Source organism: Streptomyces sp. 5-10 (genome assembly GCF_014712245.1).
In the GTDB taxonomy this organism is placed as follows: Bacteria; Actinomycetota; Actinomycetes; order Streptomycetales; family Streptomycetaceae; genus Streptomyces; species Streptomyces violaceusniger.
Map to the genome: position 1 here is coordinate 297,808 of NZ_JACVYG010000003.1, position 21,829 is coordinate 319,636.

The window sequence follows — 21,829 nt, forward strand, 5'->3', positions numbered from 1 at the left end:
AGAGGCTACCCGCACCGAAGGAGCCGCCCGTGCCCGCGCAACCGCTGGAAGGCATCACCGTCGTCGCCCTGGAGCAGGCTGTCGCCGCCCCGTTCGCCACCCGTCAGCTCGCCGATCTGGGCGCCAGGGTCATCAAGGTGGAGCGGCCGGGGCGCGGGGACTTCGCCCGCGAGTACGACCGCGAGGTCAGGGGCGCGTCGGCCTACTTCGTCTGGGTCAACCGCGGCAAGGAGAGCGTCGTCCTCGATGTCAAGGACGCCACCGACCGGGCGCTGCTCGGGGCGATGCTCGCCCGCGCCGACGTGTTCGTACACAATCTGGCGCCCGGCGCCGTGGACCGGCTGAGCCTGGGGGCTAAGACGCTGCGGGCCGCCCACCCCCGCCTGATCACCTGCGCGATCTCCGGATACGGGGACAGCGGCCCGTACCGCGAGAAGAAGGCGTACGACCTGCTGATCCAGTGCGAGGCGGGGTTGCTGTCGATCACCGGCAGCCCGGAGGCGCCGGCCCGCCCCGGGATCTCGATCGCCGATATCGCGGGCGGGATGTACGCCTACACCGGCATCCTCACCGCACTGTACGAGCGGGAGCGCACCGGCGCCGGGACCGATCTGAGCGTGAGCCTGCTCGACGCGCTGGGCGAGTGGATGGGCCACCCCTATTTCGCCCAGGCGTACGGCGGTGCCGGAGTCGTCCGCAGCGGCGCCCGCCATCCGTCCATCTCGCCGTACGGCGCCTACCGCTGCGGGGACGGCGGTCAGGTGTTCCTGAGTGTGCAGAGCGACCGTGAATGGGTGGCCCTGTGCGAGCGGGTGCTCCGCCGCCCGGAGCTGATCCGCGATCCGCGCTTCGCGGACAACCCGCTGCGCCGCACCCATGACGAGGAGCTGACGGCCGAGTTGGAGGCGTGCTTCGCGGACCACACCGCCGAGGGCCTGATCGCGCTGCTGGACGGGGCTGGTATCGCCAACGCACGGCTGCGCGACCTCGCGGAGTTCTCCGCCCACCCCCAGTTCGACGCCCGCGACCGCTGGGGCGAGTTCGGCTCCCCGGTCGGGCCACTGCGCGGTCTGCTGCCGCCGGTGGAGGTGGCGGGCCGCAGGGCGCCGATGCGGCCGGTGCCGGGGCTGGGCGAGCACACGGATGCGGTGCGCGCCGAGTTCTCCGGGCCGGTCCCCCGCCCGGGGAATCCGGGACCCGCCTGACAGGCGGCCCGGACTCCTGTGCTAGGACGCCGGTCATGGAGATCGAGCCGATCACGCTGTCCACGCCACGGCCCGTGCGACGGCCGACGCTGGTCCAGCGCTGGGATGAACTCACCTTCCTGCACTGGCCGGTGGAGCCGGAGCACGTGGCCCCGCTGCTGCCCGCCGGTACGCGCCCGGACACCCTCGACGGTGTCACCTATGTCGGGCTGGTCCCGTTCCTGATGCGCGGCGTGGGCTTCGGGCCGGGGCCGGGCCTGCCGTATCTGGGCACGTTCTGCGAGACGAACGTGCGGCTGTACTCGGTGGACGGGCAGGGCCGGCGTGGTGTGGTGTTCCGGTCCCTGGACGCGGCCCGGCTGCTCCCCGTGCTGGTGGGCCGGCTCACCGTCCGGCTGCCCTATCGGTGGTCCACGATGCGGCTGCGCCGCGAGCGTGATGTGATCACCTACAGCTGCGGCCCGCGACGGCGCCGGGCGGCCCGGGGGCGCACGAGCCGGGCCGTGGTGAGGATAGCCGGGGCCATCGCGGAGCCCACACGGCTGGAACGGTTCCTGACCGCCCGGTGGGGGCTGCACGTGGCGTGGCACGGCCGCACGGTGCACCTGCCGAACGACCACGCACCGTGGCCGCTGCACCGGGCCGAGCTGCTCGACCTCGACGACGACCTGATCGCCACCGCGGGCCTGCCGCCCATGACGGGCCCGCCGGTGAGTGTGCTCTACTCCCCCGGGGTCGCCGTGCGCTTCGGGACCCCGCACCGAGTTTCGATCACCCAGCCCCGGAACGCCTCAGCGCGAAAAGAGGGACCTCACAGGTGTTGACCTGTGAGGGCCCTCCGCATCGCCGGGACGGCAGGATGTGAACCCGCCCCCAACCGCGGGCTTCCGCTACTTCGCGCAGAACTCCGCTTCGAATACGTCCTGGTAGAGCTGGCCGTCCTCCAGCCAGTCCCCGTTGATCTGGAAGGTGAGGCTGTGCCTTCCGTCGGCCGTCGTCGCCGCGCTGGTCAGGGACCCCCAGACGACGCCGTCATGGCCGTACACCTTCACCCCACAGGTGAGGGTGCGAACGATCACTCCCAGCCCGTAGTCGTAGAAGGTGCCTGTCTCGACGGTCGTGAGCAGTTCCTTCTGCTGGGCGGGCGGCAGCAGCGAGCCCTTCACCAGGGCGCTGTAGAACCGGTTGAGGTCTCCTTCGGTGCTGATGACCTCGCCCGTGGCACCCGACCAGGCGGGGTTGTACTCGGTGGCGTCGTAGACCTCGGGACCGGGGTTGGCCGCGTACAGCTTGGAGTACCCGATCGGGTGCGGGGAGGGCATGGTGGGGTCGATGCCCGGGAACGTCGTCCGCGTCAGGCCCAGGGGCTGGATGATGCGTCGTTCGGCCTCCTTGGCGTAGGTGCTGCCGGTCACCTTGTCGATGATCATTCCGGCGAGTACGTAGTTGGTGTTGGAGTAGTTCCAGCCCTTGCCCGGTTCGAAGTCGGGAGCGTACTTGAGCGCCATGTCGACGATCTGCTGCGGAGTGCGGGTCTCGTAGCGATGGGCGAGGAAGCCCTCACCGTTCATGTATGCCCGCCACTCCGGCGTGGCCACCATGTCGGGAACGCCGCTGGTGTGGTTGAGCAGCTGCCGGATGGTGACCTTGCTGCCGTCGTTGCCGTTGCCCTGGAGTACCCCGGGGAGGCGCTTTTCCACGGAGTCGTCGAGGCTCAGCCGGCCTTCGGCCTCCAACTGGAGCAGGACCACGCTGATGAAGGTCTTGGTGATGCTGCCGGCCCGGATGTGGTCGGCGGCAGTACGCTCGCGCCCGGTACTGGTGTCCGCGAACCCGGCGGAGCCGAAGGCGGCCTGTCCCGACGTCTCCGTCAGCGCCGCGACGCCGGGCATGTCGCCCTTGGTGTGCAGGGCGTCCAGTGCCTGCTGGGTAGCCGGCTTCAGCCCCGTGGCGGACTCGGAGGCGCTGGCCGTGCCGACCGGGACCGCCAGGGCCACCACCGCGGCGATCACTGTCGCGGCGCGGGTCAGCGGAGAGCGTGCAACGCGTAACGCACATGTGGGCATGGGGTGTTTCCTTCTGTGTCGGTTCCAGTGGGGTGCGGGCCCCGGCGCGCTGCGCAGTGCGTCCGGGCCGTGGTTCGTCAGCCTCGGCGGTGGCGCCCTCGCGCCGCCGCCGACTGGCGACGGCGGGCACGTTCCTGGCCCTTGTGGCGGCTCGGCTCCGGAGAGACGCCCGCGGCGGTGCCGGTTGCACCGTCGAGAAAATCGGACAGGGCGCCGACCGTCGGGTGGCGGAAGAGATTGACCATGGAGAACTCCCGCTCCAGCGCGGCCTCCAGCAGGCCGTGCACCCGGGACAGCTGCAACGAGTGGCCACCCAGGTCGAAGAAGTTCTCCCGCGGCCCGACCCGGTCCAGGCCCAGCACCTCACACCAGATCCGGGCGATCAGCTGTTGTGTCGGCCCAGCCACGTCCGCCTCGTCACGGGGACGGCCGGCGTCGCGGAGGGCGTCTCGGTCCACGGTTCCGGTGGCCGTTCGTGGCAGCTCGTCCAGCTCCACCCGTCGGCAGGGGGCGGGCACACCGTAGCGGTCGGGCAGGGTGGCCGGCGCGTCCGGAGCGGAACCGCAGCCGGCCTCCGTGTAGGCCGTCAGCCGCTCGACGGGGCGAACGGGCGCGTCGAGGCGGCCGCGTATCCAGGGCTTGGCCGGGTCCAGCCCGATGAAGAGGTGAGGTCGGTTCTGGCGCAGAGCGTGGACGAACGACCGCGTTCCCTCCGATCGCCCGATCGCACGGAACCCACGGGCCCGGCCGGGGTCGGCGAAGCCCTGATCGCGACTCATGCCGGTCCCGTCCCACATGCTCCAGGCGAGGCTGTGAAAGCGGCCGCCGCGGTCGCGGAAGTGATTGCGGACGAACGCGTCGAGATGGGCGTTGCCCGCCGAGTAGGCACTGACCATGGCACCGCCCAGTGAGCCGTTGACCGAGGAGAACGCGATGAAGACCGGGTCCGCCGCTTCGCCGAGGCCGTCGAGCAGCACCCGGGCCCCGGTCGCCTTGGGCGCCATCACGTCCGCCAGCTCGTCCACCGTCTGCTCAAGGAACGCGCGCCGGCGCAGGGTTCCCGCGAGGTGGATCACACCGGACGGCGCGACGGACCAGCGGTCCTCGGCCCGGCGCAGCGCCGCGCGCACCTCGTCCTCGCGGCAGACATCGGCCGTGGCGTAGAGCACGCGCTCGCCGCGTGCGCGCAGCGCGCGGTACGCCTCCAGACGGCGGCCCGTGTCGTCGCCGGTCGCGATACGGGCCTCCCACTCCGCTTCGGGCGGCAGGGGGGTACGGCCCAGGACGAGCAGCCGGGCGTCGTAGGCGTCCAGCAGGTGGGCGCAGATCTCCACCCCGATTCCGCCGAGCCCACCGCTGACGACGTACAGCCCTCCGCGGCGGAACGGAACGGCCGGGGCGGGCCCCTGGGCGCGTGGTACGGCGAGCCGCGGCACCAGCCGCTTCCCGTCCCGTACCGCGGCCTCCGTCTCACCGGGGCGGGCGGCCAGCTCGGAGAGCACGTGCGTGATCTGCTGATCCGGCGGCGCCTCGGGCAGGTCGAGGTGGGAACAGCGCAGCCAGGGCACCTCCTGGGCGAGGCTCGCCAGCAACGCGAGCCGGGCCGCACGATCGCAGTCGAGCACATCGGCGGGGACGACCTGCTGGGTGTGGCGGCCCACCACCCGGAGGGTGACCCGTCGGTCGTCGGCGCGGCGGGCGGCGAGGGCCTGGAGCAGGTGGACCAGAGCGGCGGTGTCCGCGGGAACGGCCCCGTGGCTGCCGTGGGTTCCCGGAGGCCCGTAGGTGGTGAGGTCCACTATCTCGCCCACCACCAACCCGTCGGCCGTCAGGGCGTCGAGCAGCCGTCCGTGGTCCTCCGCCCGCTCCGGACGGATGCGGTAGCGGCACTCCCCCGTCCGGCCGTACTCCTCGCCCCGGTCGGCCCGTGCCCATGGCCGTCCGCTCGCCGTGAGCTCCGCCGTCAGCCGGTCGGCCAGGCCGTCCTCGTCGGACAGGACGAGCACGGCGGTGCCGGGGTCGGCGGCGGGTCCGGGCATGGGCCGGGCGGCTCGCCAGACGCGTTCGTGGAACCAGTTGGGCAGGGTCCGCTCGTTGCCCAGCAGCAGGTCGACCTCCGCCACCAGGGCGTCGAAGCCACCGCTCTGGAAGCGCTCGCGCAGCCTGGCCCGCTGGATCTTGCCGATCTCGGTCTTGGGGATGTCCCGCCGCTCCACGGGCAGCACATGGCGCGGGTTGATGCCCACGCGGTCCACCAGCAGGCCGCGGATCTCCCGGATGGTGTCCGCCGTGTCGGCCCCGGAGCGGAGATGGAAGAACAGGGCGAGCCCGTCGGTGGTCGCGTCGGCGTCCCGCACCGCGCAGGCGGCGGTCCAGGAGTTCTCGACCGAGTCCAGTTCCTCCACCACCGACTCGATCTCGTGGCAGTAGTAGTTGACGCCGTTGACGATGAGAACGTCCTTGGCCCGGCCGGTGATGGTGAGCACGCCGTCGCGGACGACGCCGAGGTCACCGGTCTCGAACCAGCCGTCCGCGGTGAACGAGGCGCGGTTCTCCTCCTCGTTTCCCTCGTAGCCGGAGATGACCGTGGGGCCCTTGATCAGCAGGCGGCCGGGAACGCCCTCCTGAGCCGTCTCACCGCTGTCGTCCGCGATGCGCACCACCGTGCCGGGCAGAGGGCGGCCCACTTCGGTGAAGGGGTCGGTGTCGCTGGTGGTCGCGAGGGTGAAGGTGTCCGAATAGGTGACCGCCGAGGATGTCTCGGACATGCCCCAGGACGGGCGCATCGCCGTCTCCGGCAGCCCGAGCGGGCGCAGTGCCTGGAGGAAGCGGCGGGCCACGCGGGGCATGATGGCCTCGCCCGCGTTCTGGATGAACCGCAGGCAGGACAGGTCCCAGCCGTGCCCGCCGCCCTGTGCGAGGCGGTCGTTGACCAGCCCGAAGGCGAAGTTGGGCGCCCAGGTGAGGGTGACCCGGTGCCGGTCGGCCGCCTCCAGCCAGCGCAGTGGCTCCTCCAGGACCCACGATGTCGGAGCGTGTATCTGAGCGCATCCCAGGTAGACGTCGCGCACATGGAACATCACGACTCCGCCGACATGGTCGAGCGGCATCCAGTTGAACGTCACCTCATCGGGTCCGAAGCCGTTGGCCACGGAGGTCGCCGCGCACCGGGCGAGGACGTTGCGGTGGCGCAGCGGCACCGCCTTCGGACGGCCGGTACTGCCCGAGGTGAGCAGCAGCAGCGCGATGTCGTCCGGGTCGGGGGTGTGCGGGCTGCCGTCGGGCTCGTGGCCACGGAGTTCGTCCAGAACGCCAAGGCGCGGCGCCCCGCCCCAGCCGCGCCGGGCGGCGACTCGGCGCAAGCCCCGTGCGGTCACCGCATCGGCGAGCACCAGCGGCCTGCCGAGCAGCTCCCACGCGCTCTCCAACCTGTCGACCTGGGTGTTGTCCTCCTCGTAGCTGGGGCTGGGGGCGAGGGGGACGGGGATGAAACCGCCGAGGAGACAGGCCCAGAAGGCCGTGAGGTAGTCGTGGTTGTCCGGGCACTGGAGGATGGCCCTGTCCCCGGGGACGAGGCCGAGGCCGCGCAGCCCGCACCGTACGCGGGCGGCTTCGGTGGCCAGTTCGGCGTAGCTCACGTCCCTTCGCGTCCCGTCGTGGCCGATGAGCACCATGCCGCCCCGGTCGGCGGCGGCCGCGCGGTGCAGCGCCTCGGGCAGGGTCCGGACGCCGGGTTCGGGGGCCGGCGGGCCGGCGGCGATCGCCGGGCGCGCGGGGAGGCCGGCCGGGTGCGCCGGGTCGGGGCCGGACTCCTGCGCGGGCCCTTCCGGTTCCGGGGCGGCGCCCAGTTCGCCCACATGGACCCGCTCCTCGGCTTCCCGGCCCGTGTCCTCCTCGGTGATCACCGCGGCTCCGGGCAGTTCCCGCTCCCAGCGGCCGACGAGGTCGTCGTCCATCACGGGAAGCGCGGTGAGGGCCCCGGCGTCGAGGTGGCCGTGGCGGTTGAGGGGCAGCGTGGTGACGGTGACACAGACGCGCGGCACGAGGGGCGCGGGCAGCAGGGCGGCGGCCCGCTCGCGGAGGCGTGACACGCTGAACGCGCCGGCGGGCACCACATAGGCGACGAATTCTTCCACCCCGTCCGTGGTGATCCGGGGCAGTACGGCACATGCGCTGAGCGAGTCGTCGGTGAGAAGCGCGTTCTCGACCTCGGCGGGGCCGGTTTCGTGTCCGTCGATGCGTACCCGGTGCGGCTCGTCGTCGGACACGGCGAGGCGGCCGTCGGCGAGCCACCGGCCGTGGCGGGTGGTGGGCCGCGGGGCGGGGTGCCCCGGCGGTCGCGTGTGGAGCCGTCCGGGCGCCCCGTCGGGCAGGGCGCGGCCGCGGTCGTCGGCGACGGTGACCGGCCGGTTGCCGGCCCGGCCGGCGCCGAGGTCAGCGTCTCGCTGTCCCGGCCGGCAGTGCAGGGCGGCGATGTAGCCGCCCGACTCGGGGAGCGACCACAGCCGGTGGAGCGCGGCGCCGCAAGCGGCGTGGAAGCGGTCGGTGAGACGGGCCGTGAGGCGGCCGTCATCGGTGAGCACCAGGCGCAGTCGGCCCGGCCGTGCGCGATCCGGCGCCCTGTGCCCGGTTCCGGGGTCGCCGGTTCGCGTGGTGTCCTCCCCGTGGGCGACGAGGGCGCCCAGCGCGGTGGGGGCCAGGAAGGCGAGCGTGACGGCGTGGGCCTCCACGACCTCGCCGAGGCGCGCCAGGTCGGTGAGGTGGGCCGGGCACACGGCGGCGCCGTGCAGCAGCGGCCACAGCAGCGCGTGCACGGCTGAGGGCAGCGCGTCCGTCGTGTGGTGCAGGACCGAGTCGTGCGGGCCGAGTCCGAATCGTTCCTGGAGCCAGTCCAGGGTGTCGCACAGGTCTGCGTGGCGGAGGACGACCGGTCCGTCGCCGCCCCGGACGACGTATGCGGGGTCCGCGCCCCGCGGGCCAGTGCCGGGGGACGGGAGCGAGGAGCGATCGGTCCTTCCTGTTCCGGGCAGATCGACGGTGGTCATGTCGATGGCGTCGACGGTGTCCGGCATGGGCTTCGGCAGTGCGGAGGAACGGTCGGTGAGCAGGACGCCGACACCGGTGGCGGCGATCCACCGCAGGGCGGGAGCGGCCGGGAGGCCCGGGTCCACGGGGACGCAGACCGCGCCGAGGGTGAGCAGGGCCAGGGCGCTCACCACGGAGTCGGTTCCCGGCCGCATGTGCAGCCCGACGCGCTGCCCCTGGGCGATGCCCCGGGCGCGCAGCCACCGCGTCAGCTCGTCCACCCGCCGGCGCAGCCGGTCGTAGTCCAGGGACCCGGCGGACGTGGTGACCGCGACGGCCCCGGGGGTGCGGCTCGCCTGTGCGGCGAAGGCCCCGGGCACGGTCGCGTGCTCGTTCCGGGTACCCGCCGCCGCGCCGGCGGGCCGGTCCTCGTCCTGCATCGGCAGGTCCGCGACGGGGACTTGGGGGGCACGCACCACCTCGGCGAGCAGCCGGCACAGATGGCCGGTCAGGCGCGTCACGGTGGCCCGGTCGAAGAGGTCGGTGCTGTACACGACGGCGCCGTGCAGCCGGCTTCCGTCCTCCCACAGGTGGAACTCCAGGTCGAACCTGGTGGACTCGCGGGGCATCGCCTCCGCGCGCAGCTCGGCGCCCGGCAGGGAGAACTCCATGCGGGGTGGGTTCTGCAGCGCGAACATGGTCTGGAAGAGGGGGTTGCGGCCCGGGTCGCGCTCCGGCTGGAGGGCCTCCACCAGTTTGTCGAGCGGGACGTCCTGGTGAGAGTACGCGCCCGCACACATCCGACGTGTCCGGGCCAGCAGTTCGGTGAACGTCGGCTCGCCGGAGAGGTCGCCGCGCAGGGTGAGGGTATTGACGAACAGGCCCAGCAGCGGCTCGGTGTCGGCCTGGTCCCGGCCCGCGATGGGCGAGCCGATGAGAATGTCGTCCTGGCCCGTGTAGCGGTGCAGCAGGGCTGCCACGCCCGAGAAGAGGGTCATGAAGAGCGTCGCGCCGCAGGAACGCCCGACCTCGCGCAGGCCGGCGGTCACGTCGTCCGGCAGCGCGAAGTCCACGCGCGCTCCGCGGAAGCTCTGCGTCTCGGGGCGCGGCCGGTCGGTGGGCATGCGCAGCACCGGGAGTTCACCGCGCAGTTGTTCACGCCAGTGGGCGAGCCCGCGGTCCAGCTCACCGCCGCCGAGCCGGTCGCGCTGCCACTCGGCGAAGTCCGCGTACTGGATCGGCAGGGGCGCGAGTGCCGCGGGCCGCCCGGTGAGGTATTCCCGGTAGTAGGCGGCGAGTTCGCGGGTCAGGATGTTGAGCGACCAGCCGTCGGTGACGATGTGGTGCAGGCACAGCAGCAGCAGGTGCCGGTCGGGTGCGGTGGTCAGCAGCGCGGCCCGGAACAGCGGCCCGGTGGCGAGGTCGAAGGGGCGGGCAATCCACTCCTGGGCCCACTCCTGCTCCTGGTCGGCCGGCAGGCCCACCGTTTCGAGCGCGGCGGTGCCACGGGCCGACACCCGCTGCAGCGGCTCGCCGTCCTGCTCGACGAAGGTGGTGCGCAGGATCTCGTGGCGCGCCACGACGCTGTCGAGGGCGGACCGCAGCGCGCCGGGGTCCACGACGCCGGTCAGCCGCAGGGCCAGCGGGATGTTGTAGTACGGGTTGCCCCGCTCCAGGCGGTGGAAGAACCACATGCGCTGCTGCGCGTAGGACGTGGGGAAGAGCAGCGTCCCGCTGTCCTCGGCCGTTCCGGGGTACGGGGTGTTCTCAGCCGGGGACACGGCTACTCCGTCCTGTCGTCTCGGGGGGAGGTGGTGGCACGGCCGCGGCGGGCACTGGGGCGGATGCGTGGCGCGGCAGCCGGTTCCGCCGCGTCGAGGAGGGGGATCAGCCCGGCCACCGTGGGGGCCTCGAAGATCCGGCGCAGCGACAGATCGGTGCCACTGAGGTCCCGCAGGCGGGCGATCAGTTGCATGGCGAGCAGGGATTCCCCGCCGAGGTCGAAGAAGTTGTCGTGGATGCCGATGCCGTCGATGCCGAGGACGTCCTCCCAGATGCGCACGATGGCCTTTTCCCGGTCGGTGCCGGGGGGCGTGCACGGCACCGACAGGTCGGGCCGTCGGTTGAGGGACCGTCGCACGGGGGCGATGGCGGTCGGGGGTGCGGGGGCCGCCGCGGTGCGGCGGGCGGCCACCAGAAGGTGGTCGGTGTCATCCGTGCCGGCGTCCACGCCCGGGAAGGCGGTGACGTCGGCGAAGCCCTCGTCGCCGAGCAGGGCGGTCCACTGGTCGCGGCCGATGAGGGGAGAACCGTCGCGCAGGTCGTCGTCGAAGTACCACCAGCCTTCGTAGAGACCGGTCGTCATCAGCGACCAGCGCCGCTGGCTCACCGCCTCCAGCAGCAGCAGGACGCCGTCCGGCACCAGCAGCGAGGCCACGTTGCGCACCGCCCGGCGCAGGTCGGGCGTGGCATGGAGGACGTTGAAGGCGAGGACGATGTCGAAGGTGGCGGGCGGGTATCCCTGTCCGGACGGGTCACGGGTCACATCGAGGACACCGAACTCCATTCCCGTCAGTCCCCGCCGCTCCGCCTGGCGCCGGCCGTCGAGCACGAAGGAGCGGCCGAGGTCGGTGAAGTGGTACTCGACTCCGGGCAGCCCGCGCAGTTCCTCGACCACCTCCCAGGTGAGGTAGCCACGCCCGGAACCGGCCTCCAGTATCCGCACCGGGCGCCCGCCGGCCTCGGCGACCAGGCGGCGCACGGTCTCGGCGACCAGGCGCCGGTAGAGCGGGACGTCGGTGGCGGCGAGGCGGCGGTCGATGAGGGCGCGCTGCCGGTCGTCGGAGCCGTCGGGCAGCAGGACCTCCGTACCGGCCATGGTCCCCTTCAGCACGTCGGGGTAGTGGCGGACGCAGTGGTCGAGGAAGGAGAGGTCCTCTTCCTGGTCGGGGTAGCGCTCGAGGATCTCCCGGGTGAGCGCGGCCGCGTCGGCCGTCCCGGCCGCCGGGGTGAAGCGCGGCCGGTCTCCATCCACCGCGAGGACACCGTCGTCGACGAGCATGCGCAGCAGCGCGTCGAGGAACGGCCGGTAGGCGGGGACGGTGCCGAAGGTCTCGTGGACGGTGTCCCGCCGGAGCACGGCGCCGGGGGTGGTGTCGATCCCGGCGTCCTGGAGCACGCCGCGCACATGGGCCACGGCGAGCCGGTCGAGGAGGCGCGTCAGGTGTTCCGGGAAGCGCCGGGCGGCGTGTATTTTCCGCAGCCGCTCCTCGGAACGGGCCATCCGCGGCAGTTCCGCGGCCAGCTTCACCGGGAACGGGCTCCGCGCGGTCGGCGGGGCGGCGGTTCCCGACGGCCGGTGCGCCTCGATCCAGTGGCGCCGCCGCTCGAACGGGTAGCCGGGGAGCGGTACCCGCCGCGGCGGGCGACGTGTGCTCAGGGCCGACCAGTCGACGTCGACGCCATGCGCCCATGCCTGGCCCACGGTGTCCAAGAGGGTACGGAGGTCGGGTTCCTGGGCCTGCGGGTGCCGCATCGCGGGCAGAACCGGGACCTCCGCTCCGCCCTGGGCACGGACCAGACCGGTGAGGACCCGTCCGGGACCGACCTCCAGCAGCACCGGCCGGTCCTCGGTGAGCACCGTCCGCAGCCCGGCGTCGAAACGGACGGTCTTCCTGGTGTGGCGCAGCCAGGACGCGGGATCGGTGGCCTGCTCCGGGGTGATCCAGGTGCCGGTGAGGTTGGAGACGTAAGGGATCCGCGGCGCGCGGAGCGGCACCGCGGACAGGTCTCGCAGGTAGCTGTCGAGGATCGGGTCCAGCAGCGCCGAGTGGGCGGCGGCGCCGAACCGTATGCGGCGATGGGGCACCCCCTGCTCCAGGAGCCCCCGCTCCGCCGCCACCAGGTCCGCCTCCGCGCCGGCCAGGGTGCAGGAGTCGGGCCCGTTGACGGCGGCCAGCGACAGGCCGGCGGTGAGCAGCCGCGAGGCCGCCTCCTCGCCGAGGGCGACGCTCAGCATGCCCCCCTCCCCCGCGGCCCGGATGAACAACTCCTCGCGCCGGACCACCAGGGGCAGGACCTCTTCCGGGGTCAGCACCCCGGCGAGACAGGCCGCCGTGTACTCCCCCAGGCTGTGGCCGAGCAGGGCGGTGGGCCGGATGCCCCAGGAGTCCAGGAGCCGGGCCAGCGCGAGTTCCGTGGCGACGAGAGCCGGGAAGACTCCGGCGGCCGAAGCGCCGTCGGGGTCCGGCGGACCGTACAGCACGTCCCTCAGGTCCCGGCCGAGGGCCGGTTCCAGGATCTCGGCACATCGGTCGATCTCCTGGCGGTAGACCGCCTCGCCGTCGTAGAGGCCCTGGCCCATGCCCGGGTGCTGGGACCCGGCCCCGGGGAAGAGGAAGACCACGGGGCGGCCGGTGACCGCCTCGGCGGCCGGCGCGCTCGAAGCGGAGGACAGCAGGCGGACCGCGTCGGCGGTGTCCCGGCACACCAGGGCGCGCCGGTAGGGGTGGGCGCGCCGACCGGACTGGAGGGTGTGCGCCACGTCCTCGACGGGCAGTGCGGGATGGTCCCGCAGATGGCGGGCGAGCCGCGCGGTCGCGGCGTCGAGGGCTCCGGGAGTGCGGGCCGAGAGGGGGAGCAGCGCCTCGGTCTCCGGTGCGGGACCCGGGCGGGGTCCTGGAACCGGCGCCTCTTCCAGGACGAGGTGGACGTTGGTGCCGCCGATGCCCAGGGAGCTCACGCCGGCCCGGCGCGGCCAGGGGCCCGCCGACCAGGGGCGGGTTTCGGTGGGCACGTGGAACGGGCTGTCGTCGAGGCCGAGCAGCGGGTTGGGCCCGCGGAAGTGCAGGGTGGCGGGGATGGTCCGGTGTTCCAGGGCCAGGACGGTCTTGATGAGACCCGCGACGCCGGCGGCCGCGTCGATGTGGCCGATGTTGCTCTTGACCGATCCCAGGGCGCAGTAGTTCCTGCGGTCGGTGGTACGGGAGAAGGCGCGGGTGAGTGCCGAGACCTCGATCGGGTCGCCGACGGGGGTGCCGGTGCCGTGGGCTTCGACGTACGTGATGGTGTCGGCGTCCACTCCGGCCACCGTCTGGGCGGCGACGATGACCTCGGCCTGCCCGGCGGCGCTGGGCGCGGCGAAGCCGACCTTGCGGTCGCCGTCGTTGTTCACGGCGCTGCCCTTGATGACGGCGTGGATGTGGTCGCCGTCGGCAAGGGCCTCCTCCAGCCGCTTGAGCAGGACGGCACCCAGTCCTTCACCGGCGATCATCCCCGTCGCGTCGGCGTCGAAGGGGCGGCAGTGCCCGTCCCTGGAGAACGGGCCGTCCTTGACGTACCGATACCCCTGGCGCAGCGCCGGGTTGAGGGAGACGCCGCCCGCCAGGGCCATGTCGCAGCGGTAGGCGAGCAGATCCTGGCAGGCCAGGTGGACGGCGACGAGCGAGGTGGAACAAGCGGTCTGCACGGAGACGCTGGGGCCGGTGAGGCCGAGCTCGTACGACACACGCGTGGCCAGGGTGCTGTTGACGTTGCCGAGCTGGGCGTGGTGCTGGGTCAGGGTGTCCTGGCCGCGCGTGCGGGGGTGGACATGGTCGAGGAAGTACCGGCTCAGCAGGGCGCCCGCGTAGACGCCGACGGAGCCGGCGCGGGTGTCCGGTCCGTAACCGGCGTGTTCCAGGGTGTGGTGCGCGCATTCGAGGAACAGCCGCTGCTGGGGGTCGAGCAGTTCGGCCTCGGACGGCGGGTAGCCGAAGTACTCGGCGTCGAACTCGTCGATGCCGTCGATGACCGAGGCCACCTTGACGAGGTACGGGTCGTCGAGCCGGTCGGGGTCCCCGCCCGCCTCGAGGTAGTCGGCATCGGTCAGGGGGGTGACCGACTCCCGGCCCGCCGTCAGGTTGTCCCAGAACTCGTCGAGGTCGCGCGCGCCGGGGAATCGCCCGGCCATGCCGATGACGGCGATGTCGGTGCCGTACGGTTCGTCCCCGCCGGCTTGGTGTTCCGCCCCGCTGTTCACGATGGTCACCGCGTCCCTTCGCCGGATGTCCGCACCCGCTGATCCGCCGTCCGGGTGGTGTCCGCCGGACGGCGGGCCGCTCGCTGCCGCTGGCGCTGCGCCCGCGCGCCGGCGCGGTCGAGTTCGGCTGTGCTCCCGGCGTCCTCGGCATCCGGGGACAGCCGTTTCGCGAGGGCGGCCACCGTGGTGTGGTCGTAGAGGTCGAGCAGCGGGATGTCGCGGCCGAGCCGGCGGCGGTAAAGGGTCTGTGCCTTGATCAGTAGCAGCGAATTGCCCCCGAGGTCGAAGAAGTTGTCCCGCGCTCCGATGTCGCTCCGGTCCAGCAGTTCGCTCCAGATGGCGGCGATGTCGCGCTGGAGGGCGTCCGCGGGCCGGACGAACGGGGTGGCCGGGGCCGCTTGCCGGTCCGGAGCGAGGGCGAGCAGGGCCTTGCGGTCGGCCTTGCCCGCGCTGGTGAGCGGCAGGGAGGGCAGCAGGTGGAGTTCGTCGGGCCGGCTGTGGTGCGGCAGCCGGGCCGCCAGCCACGCGTGGAGTTCATCGGCCGTGACGTCCCGCTCCGGCACGCACCAGGCGGCCAGCCGGTCGCCACCCGGTCCCCCGGAGCGGACCAGTGCCACAGTCTGCCGTACGGCGGGGTGGGCGCTGAGCGCCGTCTCCACCTCGCCCAGTTCGATCCGGAAGCCGCGCAGCTTGACCTGGTTGTCGGCCCGGCCGATGAACTCGATCTCTCCGTCGGCGCGGTAGCGGGCGATGTCCCCGGTCCGGTAGAGCCGGCCGCCGCCCTCGTCCGCGAACGGGTCCGGCACGAAGGACTCGGCCGTCCGCCCCGGGTCGTTGAGATAACCCCGGGCCAGCGGCATGCCACCGATGTACAGTTCCCCGCGCACACCCACCGGGACCGGGCGCATGGCCGCGTCGAGAAGGTGGACGCGGGCGTTGGGGTTGGGCCGTCCGATGGTGACGACGGCGTCGTCCGCGCCGTCCTCGAAGACTCGGCAGCTCACCCCGATGGTGGTCTCCGCCGGGCCGTACCCGTGGTACATGGTGGCGTCGAGGCGGGCCCGGAACCGGCGGTACAGCTCGGCGGTGAGCGCCTCGCCGCCGCACCACAGGTGGCGGATCGAGCGGGCCGAGACGGAGATGTCGTCGCGTTCGAGCAGCACGTCGAGCATCGAGGCGACGATGTAGAGGAAGGTGACCTTCTCCCGGGCGATCAGCTCGGCGAGGTGGCCGATGTCGCCGTGCGCCCCGGGATCGGCCAGCACGAGGCGGGCCCCGTTGACCAGGGGGAGGAAGATCTCGTTCACTGAGATGTCGAAGCCCATGGGGGCCTTGTGCAGGACCCGGTCCTCGGCGGTCATGCCCAGCAGGGCGGACTGCCACACCAGACGGTTGGCGATCGACTGATGGCGGATCATGACCCCCTTGGGGTTGCCCGTGGACCCCGAGGTGTGGATGACGTAGGCCATGTTCTCCATGTCGAGGGGGACGGGCTCGGTCACGGGTGCGGGGGGCGGGCCCGGGAGGGCGGCCAGGTCCAGGACGGGTACTCCCAGCGGTGGCACGGCGGAGGTGGTGTCGTTGTCGGTCAGGACGAGCACCGGGCCGGCGTCGTGTACCACGGACTCCAGGCGCAGGGCCGGCCAGTCCGGTTCCAGGGGCATGAAGGCGCCGCCCGCCTTCAGAATCGCCAGCAGGGCGACCACCAGCGTGGGAGAGCGCGTCAGGTGGACGCCCACGACGCGCTCCGGCCCGACTCCCAGGGTGCGCAGCCGGCCCGCGAGCACACCGGCCCGCCGGTCGAGTTCCCGATAGGTCATGGTGGTGCCGCGCGACACCACGGCGACCGCGTCGGGGGTCCGTGCGGCCTGCTCCTCCACCAGCCGGTGCAGGGGCCGGTCCTCGGCGGGGTCGTCGTACGACCGGCTCCACTCGGCGAGGGCCCGGTGCTCCTCCTGGGCCGTCATCACCGGCAACGCGCTCAGCCGGGCGGTGGGACGGGCGAGGGCGCCCCGGGTGAGCGTGAGCAGATGGCCGAGCATCCGCTCGACGGCCTCCGGGCGGAAGAGGTCGGCTCGGGCGGTGAGCCCGAAGACGATGCCCTCGTTGGTCTCGCGGGCCTCCACGACCAGGGGGAAACGGGCGGTGCCGTTGTGGTGCGGGTGTTCCTCGAACAGCACGGTGGGCGTCTCCACCCGGCTGGGCTGAGCGGTGACGAAGGAGAAGACCGCGTCGAAGGGCGGCGCCTGCCCCACCGCACCGGCGGGCCGCACCGCCTCGATGACCCGCTCGTAGGGGATGTCCTGGTGGGCGAAGGCATCGGCGCAGGTCCCGTGCGTCCGGGCGAGGAGGTCGTGGAAGGAGGGGTCCCCGCCGAGGTCGGTGCGGAGCACGACCGTATTGCCGAAGTTGCCGATGACCTCCTCGAATTCCGCCCGGGGGCGGTTGACCACGGGAGAACCGACCGCGATGTCGCTCTCACCGGTCCAGCGGTGGAGCAGTGTCTGGTAGACGGCGAGCAGCGCCGTGAACAGCGTCACGCGGGAGTCCCGCGCCAGCTTCCGCAGGGCCCGGCTGTCGGCCGGGCCGAGGTGTGCCTGGCGCCGGATACCGTCGGTGGCGTCGTCGCCACCCTGCCGGGCCGGATCGACGGGCAGCGGCAGCGTCGGCGGGTGGGGCAGCAACCGGCCGCGCCAGTAGTCCAGTTGGTACTGCCAGGCGCCGCTGTCGATGCGCTGCCGCTCCCAGCGCGCGAAGTCGGCGTACTGTGCCCGCGGACGGGCCGCGGGCTCTCCCTCCCCGCCCGTCGCGGCGGCGTAGCGGGCGGCGAGTTCGCCGAGCACCCGGCCCCACGACAGGTCGTCGAAGACGATGTGATGCACTCCGATGGTCAGCAGATGGTCGTCGGCCGCGAACCTGAACAGGCCGAAGCGCAACGGCGGTTCCTGCCCGAGCCGGAACGGGATGCGGCCCTGCTCCGCGATCAGGCGCTCCGCCTCGGCCCTGCGCCGCGGCCCCGGCACATCGCCGAGGTCGGACAGCGGCAGCGGCACCCGGGCCGGGGCCAGGACGCGACGACCGGGTGCGCCATCCTCTCCGGTGGGATAGACGGTCCGCAGGATGTCGTGCGCCGCGACCAGATCCGTGATCACAGCGTTCAGTACGGCGGGGTCCAGGGACCCGGTGAGGCGTACGCCACCGCACAGGTTGTAGGTGATGCCGTCGGGGCTCAGTTGTCGCAGGAACCACATGCGCTGTTCGGAGGAGGAGACGGGAGCGGGTCCGGTTTCGCCGGACGCGTCCCCGCCGACCAGTGCGAACGCCGGTTCGGTCCCGCGCAGACCGGATTCAGCCAGCAACAGCCGGGCGAGTTCGCGCCGCTGCTCCTCGGGGGACAACTCCGTCTGGTGCTCGGTACTTGTCACTGCGTGGGTCCCCTATTTCTCGCTTCGAGACGGCCGGGCCGCGTGCCCGTGCACGGATTCAGGGAATTCAGCGGAATTTTGGTCGCATACTGCCGGGAGCCGCTGTCACCGACCTCGGCCGAAGGTAGCAAGGGTGCGCTGGAGTGTCTTCCAACCGCGGTAGCGATTACGGTCTCCAACCGTGGTTTTCCTTTGTTCGCCCGCACTTGCCCGGCGTCCGGGGGGAAATGTACGCTCACGGGCCCCGGGCGATGGGGAATTACCCCGGCGGACCGGGTTCGCGGCCGGGCGGCTCCAAGAGTGCGGGAGAGGGAACATGGCGGCGGAAAGCGGAAGTTCCCGGAGGTGGATACGCCGGCACCAGGCGCACCCGGGCGCACCACGGCTCGTCTGTTTCCCGCACGCCGGCGGCGGCGCCAGCACCTACCGGAACTGGGCCATGCGGCTCTCGCCCTCGGTCGAGGTACTGGCGGTGCAGTATCCGGGGCGTGAGGACCGTTACGAGGAGCCGCCCGCCGAGGACATGCGGTCGCTGGCGGATGAGATTTTCGCGGCACTGCCGGTGGCGGCGGACCGCCCGCTGACGCTGTTCGGGCACAGCATGGGGTCGGCGGTGGCGTTCGAAGTGGCCCTGCGCATCGAGCGGATGTGCCCCGGAGGCCTGGCGCGGCTGTGTGTCTCGGGCCGCCCGGCGCCGCACGCGGCCCGGCCCTCCGGCCTGCATCTGCTGCCGGACGCCGCGCTTCTGGAAGACCTCCGCTCCTTGGCGGGCACCTCGGACACGATCCTGGACAGCCGGGACTTCCAGGCCCTCTTCCTGCCCGCCATCAGGAGCGACTACCGGCTGATCGAGACCCACCGGCCCGGGCCCGGGGCGCGGATCACCGCGCCCGTGTCGGCGTTCTGCGGTACGGACGATCCGCATGTGCGTCCCGAGGAGGTGCTGAGCTGGCGTGATGTGACGACCGGGGGGTTCGAGACCCGGGTGTTCACCGGCGGCCATTTCTACCTTCACGACCACCTGCCGGAGCTGGTGGCCGAAGTGGCGCGCCACCTCCGGCCGAAGGAAGCACCGGCGTCCGGCTGAGGTCCGGGGTGCCGCGGTCGGGGCGCCACCCCGGCTGTCGTCGACGGTCAGGCGGTGGAGCGGTGTTCGGCTATGGTGCCCGCCACCCCGACCTCATACGCCAGGATCACCGCGTCGACCCGGTTCCGCAGCGCCAGCTTGCGGCAGATGCGGTTGAAGTGGGATTTCACCGTGGCCTCCGACAGCACCAGCGCGTGCGCGATCTGCTGGTTGGTGAGCCCCTGCGCGACCAGGCGGAAGATCTGCAGTTCACGCGGTGTGAGCAGGGCGAGTTCGCCGGTCGGCCGGGGGGCGGCGGGCCGGTCGGTACCGCGTAACGCCCTGAGGACCTGACCGACGACACCCGGCCTCATCGCGACGCCGCCTCTGGCCACGTCCCTGACCCCGGACACGATCGTCTCGGAGGGCTCCTCCTTGTGCAGGAAGCCGCGCACGCCGGCCTGGGCGGCGTCGAGGACCCGTCCGTCCGTGAGGCCGGTCTCGGAGGACATCAGCAGCACCACTCCGAAGCGGTCGCCCGACCGGTCCTCGACGAGTTGACGCGCCACGTCGAGGGCGTCCGGGCCGGGCAGATCGGCGTCCATCAGCACCACATCGGGGCGGTGTGCGCGGGCCAGGCCCAGCAAGGCGCGTCCATCGCCCGCCTCGCCCTGGACCCGGAACGCCGGTTCGCACTCGAAGAGGGCTCGCAGGCCGCGCCTCAGCAGGGGCTGGCCGTCGCCTATCAGCAGTCTCGAGGTGACGTTTCCGCAGGAGGGCCCCGGTAACGACGGCGCCGTGTTCGCTTCCCCCAGTCCGACCACGCCTCGCCGCATTGTCCGGGTCCCCCTCAACGAGTCATCAATGTTGTCGAAGCGCCTACGTAGCGGCACATTGCATCCGCGTCAAGCAAAGCGTAAGCCACTATCGCCCTTGCTCAACGAATCGATCTCAGATTGGCTCGAATTTCATATTACTCTGGCACATCTACTGCGGCCATGACGAGGGAATTATCAACGAGACATCGACTTTGCCCCGGCTTTGCTTAATGATAACCATTATCGTTGCCGCCTCTATGCGGCCCTATTCGGCCATCGAGACCCGGCGCACCACCTTCTCCCGATAGCCGGAACCTTACGCTCCGCCCCACCGGGGCGAAAAAGGGCTCGGCGCAAATCGCCGTCAGTGCCTCGAAGCTGACGGGCGCGTCAGGCCCACTGGATGGAACGCAGCGCCTCGCGGTCGGTCCGTCCGGCTTCGGTCAACGGGAAGGACTCGAGCAGGACGAACCGGCCGGGCAGCGGCGCACCGGCCGTCTCGCGCACATGAGCGCGCAGCTTGGCCGGGTCGAGGTTCTCCACCCTCCCGTACCAGGGCCGGTTCACATGCCGGCGCGGCGGGGCCGGCTCACTGGGGAAGCGCACCTCCGGCGGCGGGGCCCCGGTGTCGTCGGTACGGACCAGGGCCAGGTCGAAGGCGCCGTCCGGCAGCGAACGGGCCCAGCTGAGCCGGACCGTGTAGGACAGATCGTCGCCGAGCGCCCAGATCTCCTCGGGTTCGACGGCGGCCGAGGTGACGGCCGCGGCCGTCACCTCGGCCGCCGTCGCGGGCCGGTCGGATCGGGAGAGGAGTTCGGCGGCGATGTGGTCGGAGAGGACACGGGCGTTGGGGACGCCGAGCAGGCCGACACATTCGGGGCGCTCTTCAACGAGGTGGCGCCGCAGGTCCGCCGCGTTCCAGCGGTCCCGCTCCCACGGCCACCACGGATCGACGACGACCTCGCCCCCGGGCAGCTTGTCGAGCCGGATCACCGCGTCGTAGCGGAAGCGGTTCATCTCCGTCCCGCGCGAGCCGCGCCGCGGCAACACGGCCACATGCGCGACACGTGGCAACCGGTCGGCCAGGTCGACGAAGTAGCCCGGGTCGATGAGGAGTTCCGTACCCGTGCAACAGCGCCGCTCGATCAGGGCCTGCACCTTCTCGCTCGGCGCCCGCCCCGGGGCCCGGGACAGCTCCAGGCCCGCGCTGAACGCCCGGTGCACCGCCGCGGAGCGGACGTCGCCGACGAAGAGGAAACCTCCCTCGTCCACGGCGTTGAGCGCCTGGTGCACCACCCGGTCCAGATACTCCTCGTCCGGGAAGTACTGCGACACCGAGTTCGCCACGAAGCCATCGACGGACCGGGGGGCCACGGCCGACAGGTCGTCGGCCGCCGCCTGGAACAGCTCGACGCCGTCCGGCAGCCGGCCGCCGAAGGAGGCGCGGATCCGGTCCACGGCACCCGCCGAGATGTCACTGGCGACATAGCGGTCGGTGCCATCCACCAGCCGGTGCAGCAACAGCCCGGTCCCGCAGCCGACTTCGAGGATGCGACGGGCGCCCAGACCCCGGATCCTCGCCACGGTGCCGGCCACCCACGCGCGCATGTCCTCGTCGGTCAACTCGGCTCCGCTGTAACTGCTCAGCCAGCCACGGGTGTCGAAGGCGGGGTCGTCCGGTGCGGGCTGGGCGTAGACGTGGTCGTAGACCCCCTGCCATTCGGCCACGTACTGCCGTCCGAGCGCCGCCCCGCCGTCGGCGACGGCCTCGTTCCGGCGCGGGAGCACATAGGCGGTGAGGGAGAGCGAGCCGTCCACTCCCTCCTCCACCAGCACGGCCGAGCGGTCGATCCCCGGGTGCGCGTCGAGCACGCGCTCCAACTCAGCCGCACCTGCAAAAACATCGGATTTCCCCGTACTGGGAGCGGACATGGGTGACTCCTTTTCCTGGCCGGGCGTTCTGGACCACATATCCGACGCGCCCTTGCGGCTGTGCTTTCAGTTATCACGGCGAGACACAGGATTCCCGCACATGCTACCCATCGCCGGCGCCGCCGGGAAGGTTCGCTCGGGTCCGTGCACCCAGGCGTTTCCCTGATATACGGACGCGACTTTCCACTCCTGGTTGCAGGGCCAATGCGTACCCGAGTTGGAAGACTGCCCGGTCCGGCACTGGTAGCGTCCGTGCCGATCGCTGCCCGGGAC

At 72.2% G+C, this 21,829-nt stretch carries 9 protein-coding genes; 3 read left to right on the forward strand and 6 right to left on the reverse strand.

Annotation, left to right across the window (positions count from 1 at the left end; genetic code table 11):
• The first annotated feature begins 29 nt into the window (after window positions 1-29).
• Both IEJ02_RS05800 and IEJ02_RS05805 read left to right on the forward strand, forming a co-directional pair.
• Window positions 30-1,205, forward strand: a complete 1,176-nt coding sequence (locus IEJ02_RS05800; RefSeq protein WP_191063698.1) for a CaiB/BaiF CoA transferase family protein — start codon at window positions 30-32, stop codon at window positions 1,203-1,205.
• Window positions 1,206-1,240: 35 nt separating this feature from the next.
• Window positions 1,241-2,029 carry a YqjF family protein gene (locus IEJ02_RS05805; protein ID WP_191063699.1) on the forward strand — a complete coding sequence of 263 codons (789 nt, stop codon included), beginning with the start codon at window positions 1,241-1,243 and terminating at the stop codon, window positions 2,027-2,029.
• 66 nt (window positions 2,030-2,095) lie between these two features.
• Here IEJ02_RS05805 and IEJ02_RS05810 read toward each other — a convergent pair whose 3' ends face one another.
• The 4 genes from IEJ02_RS05810 to IEJ02_RS05825 form a co-directional block, all read right to left on the reverse strand.
• A complete protein-coding gene (locus IEJ02_RS05810) occupies window positions 2,096-3,271 on the reverse strand; it encodes a serine hydrolase domain-containing protein (protein WP_191063700.1) in 1,176 nt (391 codons plus the stop codon).
• A gap of 77 nt (window positions 3,272-3,348) precedes the next feature.
• Entirely contained in the window at window positions 3,349-10,077 is a 6,729-nt protein-coding gene (locus IEJ02_RS05815; RefSeq protein ID WP_191063701.1) for a condensation domain-containing protein, read from the reverse strand.
• 2 nt (window positions 10,078-10,079) lie between these two features.
• Window positions 10,080-14,324, reverse strand: coding sequence for a type I polyketide synthase (locus IEJ02_RS50290; protein ID WP_317985729.1), 4,245 nt, complete (start codon window positions 14,322-14,324; stop codon window positions 10,080-10,082).
• The gene (locus IEJ02_RS05825; protein WP_191063702.1) at window positions 14,321-17,740 is read right to left on the reverse strand and encodes a non-ribosomal peptide synthetase; all 3,420 of its coding nucleotides are present in this window, start codon (window positions 17,738-17,740) and stop codon (window positions 14,321-14,323) included. Before IEJ02_RS05825 ends, IEJ02_RS50290 begins: the two co-directional genes overlap by 4 nt.
• A 316-nt stretch (window positions 17,741-18,056) precedes the next feature.
• Between IEJ02_RS05825 and IEJ02_RS05830 the strand changes: the two genes are divergently transcribed.
• Entirely contained in the window at window positions 18,057-18,827 is a 771-nt protein-coding gene (locus IEJ02_RS05830) for a thioesterase II family protein (protein WP_191063703.1), read from the forward strand.
• Window positions 18,828-18,874: 47 nt separating this feature from the next.
• Here IEJ02_RS05830 and IEJ02_RS05835 read toward each other — a convergent pair whose 3' ends face one another.
• Entirely contained in the window at window positions 18,875-19,630 is a 756-nt protein-coding gene (locus tag IEJ02_RS05835) for a LuxR C-terminal-related transcriptional regulator (protein ID WP_275558067.1), read from the reverse strand.
• 384 nt (window positions 19,631-20,014) lie between these two features.
• Window positions 20,015-21,556 carry a class I SAM-dependent methyltransferase gene (locus tag IEJ02_RS05840; RefSeq protein ID WP_191063705.1) on the reverse strand — a complete coding sequence of 514 codons (1,542 nt, stop codon included), beginning with the start codon at window positions 21,554-21,556 and terminating at the stop codon, window positions 20,015-20,017.
• Between the last annotated feature and the right edge of the window lie 273 nt (window positions 21,557-21,829).

Excerpts from the sequence above, each read along its gene's own strand:
- IEJ02_RS05810 (WP_191063700.1), bottom strand. The coding sequence starts at position 3,271 with ATGCCCACATGTGCGTTACGCGTTGCACGCTCTCCGCTGACCCGCGCC.
- IEJ02_RS05840 (WP_191063705.1), bottom strand. The coding sequence starts at position 21,556 with ATGTCCGCTCCCAGTACGGGGAAATCCGATGTTTTTGCAGGTGCGGCT.
- IEJ02_RS05830 (WP_191063703.1), top strand. The coding sequence starts at position 18,057 with ATGGCGGCGGAAAGCGGAAGTTCCCGGAGGTGGATACGCCGGCACCAG.
- IEJ02_RS05805 (WP_191063699.1), top strand. The coding sequence starts at position 1,241 with ATGGAGATCGAGCCGATCACGCTGTCCACGCCACGGCCCGTGCGACGG.